Source organism: Rhodoferax sp. MLSD5-FHT05B10 (assembly GCF_058793415.1).
This window is the reverse complement of the sequence record NZ_JBXAFT010000002.1, coordinates 69,715-85,069: the sequence shown is the minus strand read 5'-3', so window position 1 is coordinate 85,069 and position 15,355 is coordinate 69,715. Positions and strand designations below refer to the sequence as shown.

Sequence of the window (15,355 nt, the reverse complement as noted above, 5' to 3'; positions counted from 1 at the left end):
GGTAGCGCAGCCCGCCAGGGGCACAGACCGGCGCTACGCCTGCGGGGCTGCCGCGTCGTCGTCTGACGGCGGCTGCGTGTACTTGATGAAGAACTGGGCTGCCCAGATGCCCACCTCGTACAACAGGTACATGGGCACCAGCAGGGCCAGCATGGACACCGGGTCGGGCGGTGTCACCATGCCGGCCACGGCCGCCGCGCCCACCACGAAATACGAACGGAACGCCTTGAACTGCTCCACGCTGATCAGCCCCATGCGCGCCAGAATGACCACCACGATCGGCACCTCAAAGGCCACCCCGAACGCGATGAACATGGTGATGACGAAGTCCAGATAGGCATCGATGTCCGGGCTGACGGCGACGGAGGCCGGCGCCATTCTCTGGATCGCGGGAAAGGCCTGGCCGAAAACGAAGAAGTAGCAGAAGGCAGCGCCCAGGTAGAACAGCACGGTGCTGGAAATCACCAGCGGCACCACCAGCCTGCGTTCGTGCTTGTAGAGCCCCGGCGCCACAAAGGCCCAGACCTGGTACAGCACCCAGGGCAGCGCCAGCCCGAACGCGGCCAGCACCGAGACCTTGATGGGCACCAGAAACGGCGACACCACGCCCACAGCAATCATGCGCGAACCCTCGGGCAGCGCCCGCACCAGCGGCATGGCCAGCAGGTCGTACAGATGCGAAGGGCCGGGGTAGAACACCAGCACCGCAAACACGGCGCCAATGCCGTAGAGGCAGTACATCAGACGGTCCCGCAACTCCAGCAGGTGCTGTATGAACGGCTGTTCGGTCCCGGCGAGTTCGTCCTGGGGGTCTTTGTTGTCGGCCATCAATGCATCTTGGGTGGGCGGAACCGGGCTACCCGCGCGGCACCCGACAGGGCCTTGGTCCGCACGCCCGCACGGACCTTGTACCAATGCGGCGTGGCACCCAGCTTGGTGCGCCAATGTTTCTGGGGATGGCGATACTGCGGGTATTCGTCAGCCGGCGCGGTATCGGTGTCGGCAGCAGTGCCGGCCGCCTCGGACAGGGTTTGCTCAAACGCGCTGGCGGTGGTCTGGATGGATTGCTCCACGTCCCGCGCGGCGCTCTCCATCGTGTCTTTCATCTTGCGCAGCTCGTCGAGCTCCATGGAGCGGTTGACCTCGGCTTTGACGTCGGCCACATAGCTGCGCGCGCGCCCCACCAGCGTGCCGATGGTGCGGGCCAGCCCGGGCAGGCGCTCCGGACCAATCACCACCAGGGCAATGGCGCCGAGGATGGCGATCTTGGTTACACCGATGTCAAGCATGCAGCAAGTGGCTCACAACGAACGTACGCAGGCGCTGTCTCAGTGCTTGACCTTGACATCCACGTCGATTGCGGATTTGGCTTCGGTCTTTTCGCTGGCAACCAGGGTGGGTGCCGGTGTTTCTGCCGGCTGCTCGGGCGTGCTGCCGTCCTTCATGCCGTCCTTGAAACCCTTGACCGCGCTACCGAGGTCGGTACCAATGTTCTTGAGCTTCTTGGTGCCGAAGATCAGGACGATGATGACCAGAAAAATAATCAGATGTGTAGTGGATAAACCCATGGTTAACTCCTTGGTAATTGCGCGATTTTAGACTCTCACCCCCGCAGCCAGGGGCGCGGACCGCCCATGACGTGAAAGTGGAGATGGTTAACTTCCTGCCCGCCTTCGGCACCGGTATTGGTCACTAGCCGAAAGCCCCCCTGCGGGTAGGGATTGCACCCTTCCTGCAAGGCCAGCCGCGGCACCAGGGCCATCATGCGCCCCATCAGCCCGGCGTGCTCGGCGCTGACCTGGGCCATGCTGGGAATGTGCAGCTTGGGGATGATCAGAAAGTGCACCGGCGACCACGGGTGGATGTCGTGGAAGGCATAGAACTCCTCATCCTCGTACACCGCGCGGGAGGGAATCTTCTTCGCCAGAATCTTGCAGAACAGGCAATCGGGATCGTGGTCGGTGACCGTCGCACTCATGCGGGTATCTCCATGGGCAAGCCCTTGTTCATCGCCACCAGGCCGGTAACGATGCGGTAGAGGAACCAGACCGAGATCGCAGTCCATGCGATCCAGCCCGGGAACAGGAACAGCAGCCACAGCGGCACCGTCAGCAGGTACAGCAGCCCGGCCACCACCACGCTGCGGATGCGCCAGCGGAAGTGGGACGCGTGCCAGGTGCCCTCGGCGTCGTCTTTCTTCACCAGATCCAGCACCAGCGCCGCAATCAGCAACACGGGACCGAACTGGCCGCCGGGAATCAGCGCCCCGATGGCGACGATCAGGTGCAGCACGTAGCTGATGGTGCCCACCGTATTGAGCGCCTGCAGTTTTTCCAGCTGGACCCGGTCACCGTTTCCGTCGTCGAAGTCGTCTGCACTCATGGCTGGCCTCCCTCGCGTGCCTGCACCTTGCGCAGGGCTTTTTCCTCGATGCCGCTGGTGCCCTCGCGGCGCTCCAGCTCGGCCACCACGTCGGCCGGCGCCAGGCCGTAATGGGCCAGCGCCACCATGCTGTGAAACCACAGGTCGGCCACCTCGCCCACCAGCTTGGCCTTGTCGCCGCCGTGGTCCACATCCTTGGCCGCCATGACAACTTCGGTGGCCTCTTCGCCGATCTTTTTCAGAAACGCATCGGGTCCCTTGTGCAGCAGACGTGCCACATAGCTGGTGGCGGGGTCGCCGCCGTTGGCCGCCTTGCGCGTCTCAATGACGGCAGCCAGGCGGGCCAGCGCATCGGAAGTGTTTGGGATGGTCATGGTTCTGCTCGGTTGGGGACAGGGCTGAAGACCTGTCCCGCAGGATTATTTGCTGTAGATGCTTTGCGGGTCTTTCAGGACCGGGTCGACACTCTGCCAGACGCCGTCTTTCAGCACGCTGAAGAAACAGCTGTGGCGCCCGGTGTGGCAGGCAATGCCGGGCTCGTGCCCCAGCTGGGTGACCTTGAGCAAGATGACGTCGCTGTCGCAATCCATGCGGATTTCATGCACGGTCTGCACGTGGCCGGACTCCTCGCCCTTGAACCACAGCTTGCCGCGCGAACGGCTGAAATACACCGCCCGCCCCAGCTCGGCGGTCTTTTGCAGGGCCTCGCGGTTCATCCAGGCAAACATCAGCACGTCATTCGTGCCCTGCTCCTGCGCGATCACCGGCACCAGGCCTTTGTCGTCCCATCGAATGTTGTTCAGCCAGTTCATTGGAGGATTGTCGGTGATTTGATTTTGCTAGTAAATTGATAGCTGCCTGCGCAGTATCCACGGGGGCCATGCGGCAAAAACGTCCTACATCCGGACCGGTATGCCGCGCTGGGCCATGCAGGCCTTGGCCTGGCCCACGGTGAACTCGCCATAGTGGAAGATGCTGGCGGCCAGCACGGCGTCGGCCCCACCCAGGGTGATGCCGTCTGCCAGGTCTTCCAGCGTGCCCACGCCGCCAGAGGCAATGACCGGCACGCTGATGGCGTCGCTCACCGCCCGGGTCAGCGCCAGGTCAAAGCCAGACTTGGTGCCGTCGCGGTCCATGCTGGTCAACAGAATCTCGCCGGCGCCGCGGCGCGCCATCTCGGCAGCCCAGGCCACAGCGTCCAGCCCGGTGTTCTTGCGCCCGCCGTGGCTGTAGACATCCCAACCCTCGCCGCGCGCCAGCACGTCGTCGCCAAAGCGGCGCTTGGCGTCAATGGCCACCACGATGCACTGAGCGCCGTACTTGAGCGAGGCGTCTTCAATCACCTGCGGGTTGGAAATGGCCGCCGAGTTGAAGCTGACCTTGTCGGCCCCGGCATTGAGCAGGCGCCGCACGTCGGCCACCTCGCGCACGCCACCGCCCACGGTGAGCGGAATGAACACCTGCGAGGCCACCGCCTCGATGATGTGCAAAATCAGGTCGCGCCCGTCGCTGGTGGCGGTGATGTCCAGGAACGTCAGCTCGTCGGCGCCCTGCGCGTTGTAGCGCGCGGCAATTTCCACCGGGTCGCCCGCGTCGCGCAGTTCGACGAAGTTGACGCCCTTGACGACGCGGCCACCGGTCACGTCCAGGCAGGGAATGATTCTTTTGGCCAGCATCAGCCGTTCAATTCGTCGGCGCGCTCTTGCGCTTTTTCAAAATCCAGGTCGCCGCTGTAGATGGCGCGGCCGCAGATCACGCCCTCGACGCCGTCGTCTTCCACGGCGCACAGGGCTTCGATGTCGGCCATGTTGGACAGACCACCGGAGGCAATGACCGGAATGGTCAGCGCCTGGGCCAGCTTGACGGTGGCGTCGATGTTGATGCCGCTGAGCATGCCGTCGCGGCCGATGTCGGTGTAGATGATGGACTCGACGCCGTAGTCCTCGAACTTCTTGCCCAGGTCGACCACGTCGTGGCGGGTGAGCTTGCTCCATCCGTCGGTGGCCACCTTGCCGTCGCGGGCGTCCAGGCCGACGATGATGTGGCCGCCAAAGGCGGTGCAGGCGTCCTGCAGGAAGCCGGGGTTCTTGACGGCGGCGGTGCCGATGATGACGTAGCGCAGGCCGGCGTCCAGGTAGCGTTCGATGGTGTCGAGGTCGCGGATGCCGCCACCGAGCTGCACGTCGATCTCGCTGCCCACTTCCTTGAGGATCTTGCGGATGGCCTGTTCATTCTTGGGGTGACCGGCAAAGGCGCCGTTCAGGTCCACCAGGTGCAGGCGACGTGCCCCTTTGTCCACCCAGTTGCGCGCCATGACCGCGGGGTCTTCGCCAAACGTGGTGGATTGGTCCATATCGCCCTGTTTGAGGCGCACGCAGTGACCGTCTTTTAAGTCGATTGCAGGAATGAGAAGCATGGTGTCAACGAGAACCGGAGGGTTTCAGGGTTTCCAGTGAAGGAAGTTGCGGTAGAGCGCCAGACCGTGGTCGGCACTTTTTTCAGGGTGAAACTGGGTAGCGAAAATATTATCGCGTGCAATGGCCGAGGAAAAGCGCTGGCCGTACTCGGTCTCGCCCACGCTGTGGCGCGCATCTGACGGTCGGGCGTAGTAGCTGTGCACGAAATAGAAGTAGCTGCCGTCCGGCACGTCGCCCCACACCGGGTGGCGGGCAGCGCCGTACCCGGCCTGGTATACCTGGTTCCAGCCCATCTGCGGCACCTTGTAGCGGCTGCCGTCGGGCTGCGTCTGGCCTGCCAGGTCGAATTTGCGCACCTCGCCGGGGATCAGGCCCAGGCAGGGGGTGTCGAGCTCCTCGCTGTGGTCCAGCAGCATCTGCATGCCCACGCACACCCCCATCAGGGGCTTGTGCGCGGCCGCGTGCATGACGGCGCCGAACATGCCGCTGTCATGCAGCTCGCGCATGCAATCGCGCATGCCGCCCTGGCCGGGCAGCACCACGCGCTCGGCGGCCATCACTTCCGCGGGCGTGCGGGCCCACACCACTTCCACGCCGGCATCGGCCGCTACATGCATGACGGCCTGCGTCACGGAGCGCAGGTTGCCCATGCCGTAATCGACGACTGCTACTGTTTTCATAGCTATTTACGCAATATTGATGCCGGCCAGAGACCTATTTGGCACATAAATTCAGAGCGAACCCTTGGTCGACGGAATGGTGCCGGCGGCGCGTGGGTCGCGCTCCAGCGCGGCGCGCAAGGCGCGGGCGAAGGCCTTGAACACGGTTTCGGCCTGGTGGTGGGCGTTTTCGCCCTTGAGGTTGTCGATGTGCAGGGTCACAAAGGCGTGGTTGACGAAGCCCTGGAAGAACTCGTGCGCCAGCTGGCTGTCAAAGGTGCCAATCATGCCGCTCTTGAAGGGCACGTCCATCACCAGCCCGGGGCGGCCGGAGAAATCGACCACCACGCGGGACAGCGCCTCGTCCAGCGGCACATAGGCGTGGCCGTAGCGGCGGATGCCTTTCTTGTCGCCCACCGCCTGGTGCACGGCCTGGCCCAGGGTGATGCCCACGTCTTCCACCGTGTGGTGGCCGTCAATGTGCAGGTCGCCTTGGGCTTCAATGTCCAGATCGATCAGGCCGTGGCGGGCGATCTGATCCAGCATGTGGTCGAAGAAGCCGATGCCGGTGGAAAGGCGGGCCTGGCCGGTGCCGTCCAGATTGACCTTGACGCGGATGCGGGTCTCGGCCGTGTTGCGGGAGACTTCGGCAATGCGGTCCGCGGGAGCGGTGGTCGATGCGGTCGGCGGGGAATTCGTCGTCATAGGGACTCCTGAAGGGCAGCCAGCAGGCGCGTGTTCTCGTCGGCGGTGCCCACGGTCAGGCGCAGGCAGTTGGCCAGCAATGGGTGCATTTTAGAAACGTTCTTGACCAGAACGCCCCGGACCTTGAGTCCGTGGAAAACTTTTTCTGCGTCCTGCACCCGAACCAGCACCATATTGGCGTCGCTGTCCCAGGCATGCACGCCCGGCAAGGCCCGCAGGGCCGCCAGCAGGCGCGCGCGCTGGGCGCGCAGGTCGGCGGCCTGCACGGCGAACACGTCGGCGTGCTCCAGCGCAAACAGGGCGCACTCGCAGTTGAGCACGCTGATGTTGTAGGGCGGGCGCACCTTGTTGATCTCGGCCACCAGCGCCTGGGCCCCCATCAGGTAGCCCATGCGCACGCCGGCCAGGCCGAATTTGGAGAGGGTGCGCATCAGCAGCACATGGGCATGGTGGGCCGGTTGCTGGTGCAGGAGGTCGATGTAGCTGCGGCTGGAAAACGGCTGGTAGGCCTCGTCAATGACCACGATGCTGCCGGCCTCGCCTGCCGCGCGCACCACCTGGGCCATGGCCTCGGCATCCCACAGGTTGGCCGTGGGGTTGTTGGGGTAGGCCAGGTACACAATGGCCGGCTGGTGCTGGGCAATGGCCGCCAGCATGGCCGGCGTGTCCAGCTCGAAATCAGCCGTGAGCGGCACGCCCACAAAATCCAGGCCCTGCAACTGGGCGCTCATGGCGTACATCACAAAACCCGGCATGGGCGCCAGAATCACCGGCTTCTTGCCGCCCGCGGGCACCGGCACGTCGCAGGCCATGGCCAGCAGCGCAATCAGCTCGTCCGAGCCGTTGCCCAGCATGATGTCAAAGCCCTTGGGCATGCCGGCGTAGGCCGCCAGCGCATGGCGCAGGTCGTCGACGCGGTGGTCCGGGTAGCGGTTGAGCGCCAGCGCGCCCAGGCGCTGGCCCAGCTCTGCCTGCAGCGCCAGCGGCAGGCGGTGCGGGTTCTCCATGGCGTCGAGCTTGACCATGCCGGCGGATGGCTGGATGGCATAGGCGTGCATGGACTGCACATCCTGGCGGATGCGGCGCTGAATCAAGGCGCTTACGGTTGCGTGGGTGTCGGGCGTCATGCGAGAGCTTCTAAAAAATCAATCTACCAGCGCCAACTCAAGCGGCGTGGCCAACAAGGGGCTCAGCACGGTAACACCATCCATCTGCTGGCCGTGCGGCAGATCCAGCGAGAGCACATGGCTGGCGCCGCTCTGCGCGGCAGCGGCCACGATGAGCGCGTCCCAGTACGACAGGCCAAAGCGGGCCTCCACGCCCCAGGCGGTTTCCACCGTCTGGTGGTCGATCTGCCAGGGCTGCCAGAGCTGGTAGCGGCGCAACTTGGCGCGCGCATCGCCCTGCGGCATGCCAAAGTGCTGGGTGGCGCTGACGTAATAGGCGTTGAGCACCTGGGTGCTCACCCGCCCGGCGCGGCGCTGCCACAGCGCCTGCAGCCAGTCGCGGATGCGGGCCTGTTTGGCGGCATCGAAGGCATCGTCTGCCGCCAGCAGCACATTGGCATCGACGAAAACAATCGCGCCCGCAGCGGGCAACGCGCTAGCCATTGTGCGAATCCCTTGCCGGGTAGGCCTTGCCGTATGAGTTGAAACTGGAGGTGTCGGCCACCCAGTCGCGCTGGGCGCGGGCGTAGGCGTCGTCATGCTGCATCTTGTCCGTCAGCATCTCGCCCACCAGCCGCGACACACTGGTATTGCGCCGCGCCGCCTCGATGCGCACCCACTCCAGGGTGGCGTCCTCGACGGTGATGGTGACGTTTTTCATCTTGAGGTCAGTTTACACGAACTTCGTGTTGCACGAAGTTCGTGTGAAATTCAATCCACTGGAGCCAACGAAAGCCGCTTTCGCTGCCTGGTGGGCGCAGCTATAGTGCGCTGACAACCAAGGGAGAGAAGAAAAATGGTGACCATCCCAGCGTCACAGCGCGCCCGGCCACTGCCGGGTTTGATGCTATTCTTATGTGAGCAGACTGCGCATATTTCACGGGGACTGGAGGGCGATTGCATGGGTAATCTCTCCAGAATATCCCGCAGCGGGTTGCGGTCTAAATTACGTTAAAGCTCAAATGGTCCTACTCGCACTCACAGCATCTGGATTGGAAGACGCCCGGCGTCTTACTGAGGGCAGCGACACTGCCATCTGGTGTGGCGCTGACGCCATTTCGGAAGAGGATTACGCACAATTGAAAAACAACAACGTTTCTCGCTTCGTTTATGACCTCGCCGGAGAAGGCCCAGACGTACTGGCTGGCGCTATTGAAACCATTGAAGAGCATCATCCAAATCAAACAGTCTGGGTGGAAAGATGCGCATGAGCTTTAACAGGTTCGTCGATTGGACCCACAACGGCGGTCAGCGTGGTCGCTATTCTTGGATGTTGAGTGCGCCGTTGTGGTCCACTCACGGCCGACGTTCGGCGTCACACGTGCGCTCCATCGCCTGCCGAGTTTCTATGATCCGAAAAAGTAACGACTATTTATTGGGAGAGTGATATGCACAACGCAATCGTCGATCTGTGCAGCGCACTGGATGCGCTTGCAACTGCGGTGAAAAATGCTTGGGGCAGCGACGCGACAATGCTTGAAGGCATCGGTTGGCACAGCCCAGCAATGACTAGGTATGACCTTTCTGAACTTGCAACGCAGCTTGCGAACGATCTGCGTGCTGCAGCACCTGATTCAATTAACGATTCCCTTCTCAAGACGATTCAGGACTACCCTCGACGTCTTCAATTGATGCAATCGAACACGCTCCCGCAGATGTTTGGCGGGAACTCACCACAAGCGGTCCCCGCTTACATTGGGACGTTGGCTAGCCTCCGGACGCAACTGGCTCCGCTCCTTAGTTGGCAAGTTATCTCCGACCCTAAGGCGATGCCAGCTAAGCTGGCAAGTCGGGTTCGCTCCATCCACGCTGAACTGGAGCAACTCGTCCCAAGAAAAGAGATTCTCGAACAGCAAATTGCTGAAATTCAAAGGGCTCATGGTGCTGCGGAATCCCTGCCCATTGATCTTCAGGCGCTAGATGAAGCCCGTAAGACACTTGCCACAACGATTAAGCAAGCAGAAGAGAGCAGACAGGCTTCGGCGAAGCATGCATCTGACGCCCACGATGATGCTCAGTACATCAAATACCTTCGAGAAGAGGCAGAAAAAACAATGAAGCTTTGCGAGGAGGCCTATCGCGCTTCCACGACAAGAGGCCTAGCCTCCGCCTTCGACCACCGGGCGTCGCGGCTTGGCTGGTCCATGGTAGCGTGGATCGCTGGCCTCATCGGGTCGTTGGCGGCAATCGCGTACCTTGGTGCCGAGCGTGTCCATACGCTGACCGCTGCGCTCTCCGCAGTCGATCCGCGCTGGGGAACAATCGCGATGCAGATGGTACTTTCAATGCTTAGTATTGGTGCGCCGGTATGGCTGGCTTGGCTTGCCACCAAGCAAATAGGTCAACGCTTCCGGTTAGCGGAAGACTACTCGTTCAAAGCATCTGTCGCTCGGGCCTATGAAGGTTACCGGAAGGAGGCAGCTCGAATAGATCCCGCCTTCGAGTCCCGGCTATTTGAATCTGCACTCACAAGGCTTGAGGAAGCGCCCTTGCGCCTAATGGAAACGTCCACGCATGGGAGCCCATGGCATGAACTGATTAGCTCAGACGTTTTTAGGAAGGCTGTCGATCTGGTCCCCGAACTCAAGAACAAGGTTGCCTCGTTGGCAGACTCAGCGCTTCGAACCGCACCCAGACTGGCCGTGGCGAAGCCGACGGAGAAAACGGTGTCTGAATGAGGATCGCGGGCAAAGCATGACGCAGAACCAATCCATTCCACCGGACGCTGCGCGATAAAGTCGCACAGCGACGGTGAATTTAAACGTTAAGCGTCACCCCAAACAACCAGAACGATATTCACAGAACCGCCAGCAGCCCAATGACTTCAAAAACCCGGATCAACAGGGCTTTTGCCGCGCACAACCAACTAGCCACACTCACCCTTGTTCTCATCACGGGCTTTGCCTTCTGCGATTCCACTTGGGCGCAAGCACCCGTCGCCACCCACTGCAAGGCAGGCGAGTTCGCGTACCTGAATGCCAACATGTCCAAGGTACAGCCCACCCAAGGTGGCGGCTACAAACTGATCAAGACCGACAAGGTGCTGTCGGTGTGCGCCAACAAGCAAACCGAGCCGTTTCACATGCTGGCCTACCGATACGGGCCTGTGGGCAGCATCGAGATGGAACAGGTGGCGCGTCCGGAGAAGCCATTCAGCATCCTGAATCGATCGACATCGCCCCACACTGGTGAAAACCTGCTCTTCTTCACTACCGGGGGCTTTACGTACTGCGTTTCTGAAGCCACGGGGCAAGGTAGCGGAATCGGTTTGACGGTCACCAAGTCCGGCAAGAAAATCGTGGACCTTTTTTCGGGCAATGAGCGCGGCGTCGATTTCGAGTCCGAAATGATTGAGATCGACTTCGACGTTGCACGCTCCTCCGTCCTGAAGGTTGCCAAGTCCGCCCCCGCATGTGACGCCCGGTGATGCGGCACCTGCCCCTGTGGATAGCCGGTGCGTACGCGGGCATGAGTCTGCTCACCTTCACCGTCTACGCCGTGGACAAGTCTGCGGCGAAGGCCGGGCGCTGGCGCACGGCGGAGTCCACGTTGCACCTGCTGGCGCTGGCGGGCGGCTGGCCCGGTGCGCTGCTGGCGCAGCGGTGGCTGCGACACAAGTCCGCCAAGCGGAAATTCCGCGTGGTGTTCTGGGCGACCGTCTGGCTCAACGTGGCGGGCCTGGTGCTGCTGGGTTCGCCATGGGTGCGTAACCAGGCCGGAATTTGAAGTCAAATCTCCCGACAGCCCAATAAATACTTGCGTGAATAGCTATGAATTGCATAGCAACTTTGCGCAAACACCCCCACGCCGCCAACATGGGTACACACCCGCGGTTGGGCACACTTGGGAACGCAGCGCGACCATGGAGGCTCACCAGGAGCAAGCGCCATGACCACCAACACCGTCGAACTGCACCGCGTCCTCAAGGCCAAACCCGAGAAGGTGTACCGCGCATTCCTGAACGCCGCGGCCATGGCCAAGTGGCTGCCGCCGTATGGGTTCACCTGCACGGTGGAGCATCTGGATGCCCGGGTGGGCGGCACGTTCCGCATGGCGTTTGAAAACTTTTCCACCGGCCATGGACATTCCTTCGGTGGCGAGTACGTGGAGCTGGTGCCGGACGCGCTGATCCGCTACACCGACCGGTTTGACGACCCGAACCTGCCCGGCGCCATGGAGGTCACCATTGCCCTCAAGCCGGTGCTGTGCGGCACCGACGTCCGCATCACCCAGTCGGGCGTGCCCGCCGTGATTCCGCTGGAGATGTGCTACCTGGGGTGGCAGGAATCGCTGGTGCAGCTGGCCCATCTGGTCGAGCCGGATATTGCGGACTAACGCCTGGCGCTAGCAGGGGTACACCGTTTCCAGCGCGTTGCGCATGACCAGCTCCACGGGCATGTCGGCCTCGTACAGGTCGGCATTGCGCTTGAGTTCGGTGGTGAACAGGCTCTTGGCCATGCTGGGCCGAAGGCGGCGGTCATTGAGGCAGATGGTGGGCTTGGCCCCGCCGCGCACGGCGTGGTTGTGCGCTTCCAGCGTCCCCTCCATCACGCCGACCAGGTAGTAGTCGGTGTAGGTGCTGCCCCGCTTCTCGGTTTTCTCCAGGGTGCGCATTTCGCGAATGCTCATGGCCGTGGCGGGCAGCACCAGTGCTGCGCCCACGGTCAGCACGCACAGCGTGCGCAGCCAGGGCTGCCGCCGAAGGGGCTTGGAAAGGTGGAGGTGGGAGGATGTGCGCATCGGGGTCGTCGTCCGGATGCGCCCATTCTTACTTCAATCGCAATTCCGCCGCACGCGCGTGGGCTTGCAAGCCCTCGCCATAGGCCAGCTCAGCGGCGATGGGGCCCAGCACCTGGGCACCGGCTTCGCTCACCTCGATCAGGCTGCTGCGTTTCTGGAAGTCGTACACGCCCAGCGGAGAGCTGAAGCGCGCCGTGCCGCTGGTGGGCAGCACGTGGTTGGGGCCGGCGCAATAGTCCCCCAGGCTCTCGGACGTGAAAGCACCCAGGAAGATGGCGCCGGCGTGCTTGAGCAGGGGCTCCCAGCGGTGCGGCTCGCGGCTGGACACCTCCAGGTGTTCGGGGGCAATGCGGTTGGAAATAGAACAGGCCTCTTCCATATCGCGCGTCTGGATCAAGGCGCCACGGCCGCTAAGGCTCTTGGCGATGATCTCGGCACGCGGCATGGTGGGCAGCAGGCGGTCGATGGCGGCCTGCACGGCGTCGATATAGGCGGCATCGGGGCACAGCAGGATGCTCTGCGCCAGTTCGTCGTGCTCGGCCTGGCTGAACAGGTCCATGGCCACCCAGTCGGGCGGCGTGCTGCCGTCAGCCAGCACCAGGATCTCGCTGGGGCCGGCGATCATGTCGATGCCCACGGTGCCAAACACGCGCCGCTTGGCCGCGGCCACGTAGGCGTTGCCGGGGCCGGTGATCTTGTCCACCTTGGGGACAGTGGCCGTGCCGTAGGCCAGGGCCGCCACCGCCTGCGCGCCGCCGATGGTGAAGGCGCGGCTGACGCCGGCTACATAGGCGGCGGCCAGCACCAGGGGGTTCTTCTCGCCCTTGGGCGTGGGCACCACCATGATGATTTCGGCCACGCCGGCCACGTGGGCGGGAATAGCGTTCATCAGCACAGACGAGGGGTACGCCGCCTTGCCGCCGGGCACGTAGATGCCCACGCGGTCCAGCGGCGTGACTTTCTGGCCCAGCAGGGAGCCATCGGCGTCGCGGTAGCTCCAGCTCTCGCCGCAGGCTTTCTTCTGCGCTTCGTGGTAGCTGCGCACGCGGGCGGCAGCCGCCTGCAGGGCCGTGCGCTGGGCGGCGGGAATGGCATCAAAGGCGGCCTTCAGCTCCGCCTGCGTCAGCTCCAGCGCCGCCAGGGACGCAGCCTGCAGGCCGTCAAACCGCGCCGTGTACTCCAGCACGGCGGCATCGCCCCGGGCCTGCACGTCCGCCAGGATGTCGGCCACCCGCTGCTCAATGGCCGCGTCGGTGTCGGCAGCCCAGTGCAGCCGGGCCTTGAAATCAGCCTCAAACTGGCTGCTGGCCGTGGAAAGACGTGCGGGAACAGCTATCAAAGTCATAGCAACAGGTTTTGCGTTAGGTGCCAACGGCGCCCGCGAAGGCGTCAATGATCTTGCGGATGGGTTCGCGCTTGAGCTTGAGCGCGGCCTGGTTCACCACCAGGCGCGAGCTGATGTCCATGATCTGCTCGACCTCGACCAGGTGGTTGGCCTTGAGGGTGTTGCCGGTGGACACCAGGTCGACAATGGCGTCGGCCATGCCCACCAGCGGTGCTAGCTCCATGCTGCCGTAGAGCTTGATCAGGTCCACGTGCACGCCCTTGGAGGCAAAGAATTCGCGCGCGATGGCCACATACTTGGTCGCCACCTTGAGGCGTGCGCCCTGGCGCACGGCCGAGGCGTAGTCGAAGTCAGCACGCACGGCCACGCTGATGCGGCACTTCGCAATCTGCAGGTCCAGCGGCTGGTACAGGCCCTGGCTGCCGTGCTCCAGCAGGGTGTCCTTGCCGGTGATGCCCATGTCGGCGCCGCCGTACTCCACGTAGGTGGGCACGTCGGTGGCGCGCACCACCAGCAGGCGCACATCGGGCTGGTTGGTCGTCAGGATCAGCTTGCGGGACTTTTCCGGATCGTCCAGCACCTCGATGCCAGCCGCCCGCAGCAGGGGCATGGTTTCTTCAAAAATCCGGCCTTTGGAGAGGGCGAGTGTGATCATGGTGTCGCTCATTTGATGCGTTCAATGTCGGCGCCAATGCCGCGCAGCTTGGCTTCCATCTGGTCGTAGCCACGGTCCAGATGGTAAATGCGGTCGACCACGGTTTCGCCCTCGGCCACCAGGCCGGCGATCACCAGGCTGGCAGAGGCCCGCAGGTCGGTGGCCATGACGGTGGCGCCCGACAGGCGCTCCACGCCTTCGACCACGGCCACCTTGCCGTCGATCTGGATGTTGGCGCCCAGGCGCACCAGCTCGTTGACGTGCATGAAGCGGTTTTCGAAAATGGTTTCGGTCACCTTGCTCGGGCCGTGCGAGATGGCGTTGAGCGCCATGAACTGGGCCTGCATGTCGGTGGGAAAGCCCGGGTATTCCGTGGTGCGAAAGCTCTGCGCCTTCAAACGGCCTTGCGACTGCACGCGGATGCCCCCTTCCACGGCCGTCACCGTGGCGCCGGCTTCGCGCAGCTTCTCGATCACGGCGTCCAGGTGGTCGGCGCGACCGTGCTTGAGCACCACGTCGCCACCGGTAGCGGCCACGGCGCACAAGAAGGTGCCGGCCTCGATGCGGTCGGCCACTACCTGGTGCGTGCAGCCGTGCAGGGCCTCCACGCCCTGGATGCGGATGCGGCTGCTGCCGTGGCCTTCAATGCGGGCGCCCATGCGGATCAGCATCTCGGCCAGGTCCGGAATCTCCGGCTCCTGCGCCGCATTTTCCAGGATGGTCTCGCCTTCGGCCAGCGCGGCGGCCATCAGGAAGTTCTCGGTGCCGGTCACGGTGACCATGTCGGTGGTGATGCGCGCGCCCTTGAGGCGGGTGCGGCCCTTGGGCAACTTGGCAATCATGTAGCCGTGTTCGACCACGATGTCGGCCCCCATGGCGGCCAGGCCCTTCAAGTGCTGGTCCACCGGGCGCGAGCCAATGGCGCAGCCGCCCGGCAGGGACACCGTGGCCTCGCCAAAGCGCGCCAGCAGCGGCCCCAGCGCCAGCACGGACGCGCGCATGGTCTTGACCAGTTCGTAGGGTGCCTCGGGAGAGCTCAGCTGGCCGGCGTCCACCCGCACGGTGCCGTCGGCGCCCTGCTCCACCTGCACGCCCATGTTGCGGATGAGCTTGAGCATGGTGGACACGTCCTGCAGGCGTGGCACGTTGCGCAGGGTCACCGGCTCGGCGCTCAGCAGCGTGGCGCACAGCTCCGGCAGGGCGGCGTTCTTGGCGCCCGAGATCAGCACCTCGCCCTGTAGCTGGCGTCCACCGCGAATGAGTAGTTTGTCCATGGATGTGCGGGC

23 protein-coding genes are annotated in these 15,355 nt (G+C 63.5%); 5 read left to right on the top strand and 18 right to left on the bottom strand.

Features of this window, described 5'->3' with window-relative positions; translation table 11 throughout:
* Nucleotides 1–33 precede the first annotated feature (33 nt).
* The 14 genes from tatC to AC1Q5W_RS02980 form a co-directional block, all read right to left on the bottom strand.
* Nucleotides 34–828 (bottom strand): twin-arginine translocase subunit TatC, encoded by a 795-nt coding sequence (gene tatC, locus AC1Q5W_RS03045; RefSeq protein ID WP_492643917.1) that lies wholly within the window; start codon nt 826–828, stop codon nt 34–36.
* The gene (gene tatB / locus AC1Q5W_RS03040) at nt 828–1,289 is read right to left on the bottom strand and encodes a Sec-independent protein translocase protein TatB (protein WP_492643918.1); all 462 of its coding nucleotides are present in this window, start codon (nt 1,287–1,289) and stop codon (nt 828–830) included. Before tatB ends, tatC begins: the two co-directional genes overlap by 1 nt.
* Before the next feature lie 39 nt (nt 1,290–1,328).
* Nucleotides 1,329–1,568: a Sec-independent protein translocase subunit TatA gene (gene tatA / locus AC1Q5W_RS03035; protein ID WP_492643919.1), complete on the bottom strand. Its 240-nt coding sequence runs from the start codon at nt 1,566–1,568 to the stop codon at nt 1,329–1,331.
* Between the two features lie 35 nt (nt 1,569–1,603).
* Complete coding sequence (locus tag AC1Q5W_RS03030; RefSeq protein ID WP_492643920.1) at nt 1,604–1,978, bottom strand: histidine triad nucleotide-binding protein; 375 nt, start codon at nt 1,976–1,978, stop codon at nt 1,604–1,606.
* The gene (locus AC1Q5W_RS03025; protein ID WP_492643921.1) at nt 1,975–2,382 is read right to left on the bottom strand and encodes a DUF4870 family protein; all 408 of its coding nucleotides are present in this window, start codon (nt 2,380–2,382) and stop codon (nt 1,975–1,977) included. The genes AC1Q5W_RS03030 and AC1Q5W_RS03025 overlap by 4 nt, the downstream gene beginning before the upstream one ends.
* Nucleotides 2,379–2,756: a phosphoribosyl-ATP diphosphatase gene (locus AC1Q5W_RS03020; protein ID WP_492643922.1), complete on the bottom strand. Its 378-nt coding sequence runs from the start codon at nt 2,754–2,756 to the stop codon at nt 2,379–2,381. The genes AC1Q5W_RS03025 and AC1Q5W_RS03020 overlap by 4 nt, the downstream gene beginning before the upstream one ends.
* Before the next feature lie 45 nt (nt 2,757–2,801).
* The gene (hisI, locus tag AC1Q5W_RS03015) at nt 2,802–3,194 is read right to left on the bottom strand and encodes a phosphoribosyl-AMP cyclohydrolase (protein WP_492643923.1); all 393 of its coding nucleotides are present in this window, start codon (nt 3,192–3,194) and stop codon (nt 2,802–2,804) included.
* Nucleotides 3,195–3,278: 84 nt separating this feature from the next.
* Nucleotides 3,279–4,058 carry an imidazole glycerol phosphate synthase subunit HisF gene (gene hisF, locus AC1Q5W_RS03010; protein WP_492643924.1) on the bottom strand — a complete coding sequence of 260 codons (780 nt, stop codon included), beginning with the start codon at nt 4,056–4,058 and terminating at the stop codon, nt 3,279–3,281.
* On the bottom strand, nt 4,058–4,798 hold the full coding sequence (gene hisA, locus AC1Q5W_RS03005) for a 1-(5-phosphoribosyl)-5-[(5-phosphoribosylamino)methylideneamino]imidazole-4-carboxamide isomerase (RefSeq protein WP_492643925.1): 741 nt from the start codon (nt 4,796–4,798) through the stop codon (nt 4,058–4,060). Before hisA ends, hisF begins: the two co-directional genes overlap by 1 nt.
* A 24-nt stretch (nt 4,799–4,822) precedes the next feature.
* Nucleotides 4,823–5,479 (bottom strand): imidazole glycerol phosphate synthase subunit HisH, encoded by a 657-nt coding sequence (hisH, locus tag AC1Q5W_RS03000; protein WP_492643926.1) that lies wholly within the window; start codon nt 5,477–5,479, stop codon nt 4,823–4,825.
* Between the two features lie 51 nt (nt 5,480–5,530).
* Nucleotides 5,531–6,163 (bottom strand): imidazoleglycerol-phosphate dehydratase HisB, encoded by a 633-nt coding sequence (gene hisB / locus AC1Q5W_RS02995; protein WP_492643927.1) that lies wholly within the window; start codon nt 6,161–6,163, stop codon nt 5,531–5,533.
* Nucleotides 6,160–7,290, bottom strand: a complete 1,131-nt coding sequence (gene hisC / locus AC1Q5W_RS02990) for a histidinol-phosphate transaminase (RefSeq protein ID WP_492643928.1) — start codon at nt 7,288–7,290, stop codon at nt 6,160–6,162. The genes hisB and hisC overlap by 4 nt, the downstream gene beginning before the upstream one ends.
* A gap of 18 nt (nt 7,291–7,308) precedes the next feature.
* Nucleotides 7,309–7,773, bottom strand: coding sequence for a PIN domain-containing protein (locus AC1Q5W_RS02985; protein WP_492643929.1), 465 nt, complete (start codon nt 7,771–7,773; stop codon nt 7,309–7,311).
* Nucleotides 7,766–7,990 (bottom strand): CopG family transcriptional regulator, encoded by a 225-nt coding sequence (locus AC1Q5W_RS02980; protein ID WP_492643930.1) that lies wholly within the window; start codon nt 7,988–7,990, stop codon nt 7,766–7,768. The genes AC1Q5W_RS02985 and AC1Q5W_RS02980 overlap by 8 nt, the downstream gene beginning before the upstream one ends.
* A gap of 301 nt (nt 7,991–8,291) precedes the next feature.
* Between AC1Q5W_RS02980 and AC1Q5W_RS02975 the strand changes: the two genes are divergently transcribed.
* From AC1Q5W_RS02975 to AC1Q5W_RS02955, 5 genes are all read left to right on the top strand, one after another.
* Entirely contained in the window at nt 8,292–8,540 is a 249-nt protein-coding gene (locus AC1Q5W_RS02975) for a hypothetical protein (protein ID WP_492643931.1), read from the top strand.
* A 177-nt stretch (nt 8,541–8,717) separates the two neighbouring features.
* Nucleotides 8,718–10,007, top strand: coding sequence for a hypothetical protein (locus tag AC1Q5W_RS02970; protein ID WP_492643932.1), 1,290 nt, complete (start codon nt 8,718–8,720; stop codon nt 10,005–10,007).
* Nucleotides 10,008–10,312: 305 nt separating this feature from the next.
* Nucleotides 10,313–10,756, top strand: a complete 444-nt coding sequence (locus AC1Q5W_RS02965) for a hypothetical protein (RefSeq protein ID WP_492704041.1) — start codon at nt 10,313–10,315, stop codon at nt 10,754–10,756.
* Between the two features lie 41 nt (nt 10,757–10,797).
* The gene (locus tag AC1Q5W_RS02960; RefSeq protein WP_492643934.1) at nt 10,798–11,055 is read left to right on the top strand and encodes a DUF1294 domain-containing protein; all 258 of its coding nucleotides are present in this window, start codon (nt 10,798–10,800) and stop codon (nt 11,053–11,055) included.
* 162 nt (nt 11,056–11,217) lie between these two features.
* Nucleotides 11,218–11,664 carry an SRPBCC family protein gene (locus tag AC1Q5W_RS02955; RefSeq protein ID WP_492643935.1) on the top strand — a complete coding sequence of 149 codons (447 nt, stop codon included), beginning with the start codon at nt 11,218–11,220 and terminating at the stop codon, nt 11,662–11,664.
* 9 nt (nt 11,665–11,673) lie between these two features.
* Here the strand turns inward: AC1Q5W_RS02955 and AC1Q5W_RS02950 are convergent, their stop codons facing one another.
* Genes AC1Q5W_RS02950 through murA form a run of 4 tightly spaced genes read right to left on the bottom strand, consistent with a single transcriptional unit; the run spans nt 11,674 to nt 15,343 of the window.
* Nucleotides 11,674–12,069 (bottom strand): hypothetical protein, encoded by a 396-nt coding sequence (locus tag AC1Q5W_RS02950; RefSeq protein ID WP_492643936.1) that lies wholly within the window; start codon nt 12,067–12,069, stop codon nt 11,674–11,676.
* Nucleotides 12,070–12,097: 28 nt separating this feature from the next.
* The gene (hisD, locus tag AC1Q5W_RS02945) at nt 12,098–13,414 is read right to left on the bottom strand and encodes a histidinol dehydrogenase (protein ID WP_492643937.1); all 1,317 of its coding nucleotides are present in this window, start codon (nt 13,412–13,414) and stop codon (nt 12,098–12,100) included.
* Nucleotides 13,415–13,430: 16 nt separating this feature from the next.
* Entirely contained in the window at nt 13,431–14,069 is a 639-nt protein-coding gene (gene hisG, locus AC1Q5W_RS02940) for an ATP phosphoribosyltransferase (RefSeq protein WP_492643938.1), read from the bottom strand.
* An 8-nt stretch (nt 14,070–14,077) separates the two neighbouring features.
* Nucleotides 14,078–15,343, bottom strand: coding sequence for a UDP-N-acetylglucosamine 1-carboxyvinyltransferase (gene murA / locus AC1Q5W_RS02935; RefSeq protein ID WP_492643939.1), 1,266 nt, complete (start codon nt 15,341–15,343; stop codon nt 14,078–14,080).
* Between the last annotated feature and the right edge of the window lie 12 nt (nt 15,344–15,355).

Bases quoted from the DNA above. Each gene is read 5' to 3' on its own strand.
- tatC (WP_492643917.1), bottom strand. From the start codon at position 828: ATGGCCGACAACAAAGACCCCCAGGACGAACTCGCCGGGACCGAACAG.
- tatB (WP_492643918.1), bottom strand. From the start codon at position 1,289: ATGCTTGACATCGGTGTAACCAAGATCGCCATCCTCGGCGCCATTGCC.
- tatA (WP_492643919.1), bottom strand. From the start codon at position 1,568: ATGGGTTTATCCACTACACATCTGATTATTTTTCTGGTCATCATCGTC.
- AC1Q5W_RS03030 (WP_492643920.1), bottom strand. From the start codon at position 1,978: ATGAGTGCGACGGTCACCGACCACGATCCCGATTGCCTGTTCTGCAAG.
- AC1Q5W_RS03025 (WP_492643921.1), bottom strand. From the start codon at position 2,382: ATGAGTGCAGACGACTTCGACGACGGAAACGGTGACCGGGTCCAGCTG.
- AC1Q5W_RS03020 (WP_492643922.1), bottom strand. From the start codon at position 2,756: ATGACCATCCCAAACACTTCCGATGCGCTGGCCCGCCTGGCTGCCGTC.
- hisI (WP_492643923.1), bottom strand. From the start codon at position 3,194: ATGAACTGGCTGAACAACATTCGATGGGACGACAAAGGCCTGGTGCCG.
- hisF (WP_492643924.1), bottom strand. From the start codon at position 4,058: ATGCTGGCCAAAAGAATCATTCCCTGCCTGGACGTGACCGGTGGCCGC.
- hisA (WP_492643925.1), bottom strand. From the start codon at position 4,798: ATGCTTCTCATTCCTGCAATCGACTTAAAAGACGGTCACTGCGTGCGC.
- hisH (WP_492643926.1), bottom strand. From the start codon at position 5,479: ATGAAAACAGTAGCAGTCGTCGATTACGGCATGGGCAACCTGCGCTCC.
- hisB (WP_492643927.1), bottom strand. From the start codon at position 6,163: ATGACGACGAATTCCCCGCCGACCGCATCGACCACCGCTCCCGCGGAC.
- hisC (WP_492643928.1), bottom strand. From the start codon at position 7,290: ATGACGCCCGACACCCACGCAACCGTAAGCGCCTTGATTCAGCGCCGC.
- AC1Q5W_RS02985 (WP_492643929.1), bottom strand. From the start codon at position 7,773: ATGGCTAGCGCGTTGCCCGCTGCGGGCGCGATTGTTTTCGTCGATGCC.
- AC1Q5W_RS02980 (WP_492643930.1), bottom strand. From the start codon at position 7,990: ATGAAAAACGTCACCATCACCGTCGAGGACGCCACCCTGGAGTGGGTG.
- AC1Q5W_RS02975 (WP_492643931.1), top strand. From the start codon at position 8,292: ATGGTCCTACTCGCACTCACAGCATCTGGATTGGAAGACGCCCGGCGT.
- AC1Q5W_RS02970 (WP_492643932.1), top strand. From the start codon at position 8,718: ATGCACAACGCAATCGTCGATCTGTGCAGCGCACTGGATGCGCTTGCA.
- AC1Q5W_RS02965 (WP_492704041.1), top strand. From the start codon at position 10,313: ATGTCCAAGGTACAGCCCACCCAAGGTGGCGGCTACAAACTGATCAAG.
- AC1Q5W_RS02960 (WP_492643934.1), top strand. From the start codon at position 10,798: ATGAGTCTGCTCACCTTCACCGTCTACGCCGTGGACAAGTCTGCGGCG.
- AC1Q5W_RS02955 (WP_492643935.1), top strand. From the start codon at position 11,218: ATGACCACCAACACCGTCGAACTGCACCGCGTCCTCAAGGCCAAACCC.
- AC1Q5W_RS02950 (WP_492643936.1), bottom strand. From the start codon at position 12,069: ATGCGCACATCCTCCCACCTCCACCTTTCCAAGCCCCTTCGGCGGCAG.
- hisD (WP_492643937.1), bottom strand. From the start codon at position 13,414: ATGACTTTGATAGCTGTTCCCGCACGTCTTTCCACGGCCAGCAGCCAG.
- hisG (WP_492643938.1), bottom strand. From the start codon at position 14,069: ATGATCACACTCGCCCTCTCCAAAGGCCGGATTTTTGAAGAAACCATG.
- murA (WP_492643939.1), bottom strand. From the start codon at position 15,343: ATGGACAAACTACTCATTCGCGGTGGACGCCAGCTACAGGGCGAGGTG.